The 554-nt window shown below is 78.5% G+C and carries 1 pseudogene; it reads right to left on the bottom strand.

From position 1 onward, the window contains the following. Window positions 1-554, bottom strand: a pseudogene (locus KBX53_RS35325) (hypothetical protein); the annotation flags it as partial.

The following is a 554-nucleotide window of genomic DNA, read 5'->3' as shown; positions in this document are numbered from 1 at the left end:
CGTCGGCCCAGTGCGTCGAGTTCGCGGAGCCCCGGGGTCCGCTGGATCACCGCCGTGAAGCTGACCTTCTCACTGGCGGCGGTCAGCCCGGCCAGGACGGCGAGCAGACCGGCGCGGCCCAGTGGACCGGTGCGGGCGGCGAGCGCGACGCCGAGCAGCGCCCCGAGCGCGTTGGCGCCGCTGTCGCCGAGCATCACGTCCTCGGCCAGGTCGTCGCGGAGCAGGCCGGCGGCGGCGCCGGCCGCACCGGCGGCGATCCCACCCTGCGGGCCGCCGGTGAGCGGCGCGGCGAGCAGCAGACCGGACTTGATCGCCCGACCCGGTCGTAGGTCGAGCAGGTTCAGCAGGTTGGCCGTGCCGGCGATCACGCCGGCCCCGAGCAGCACGTCGACCCCCCGGCCGAACGCCCGGTGCCGCTGCCGGCGCGGGTGCGCGGCGACCCGGGGGTCGGCGGCGAGCAGCGCGGCGGCGCCCAGCCCGGCGGCGCCCACCCCGACGACCTTGACCAGACCGGCGGTGATGCGTCCCTCACGCAGCGCGGCGAGGTGCCCGGC

The organism is Micromonospora sp. M51 (assembly GCF_018070305.1).
GTDB lineage: Bacteria > Actinomycetota > Actinomycetes > Mycobacteriales > Micromonosporaceae > Micromonospora > Micromonospora parva.
The sequence above is the reverse complement of the archived record's forward strand: the minus strand, read 5'-3'. Positions and strand labels throughout refer to the sequence as shown.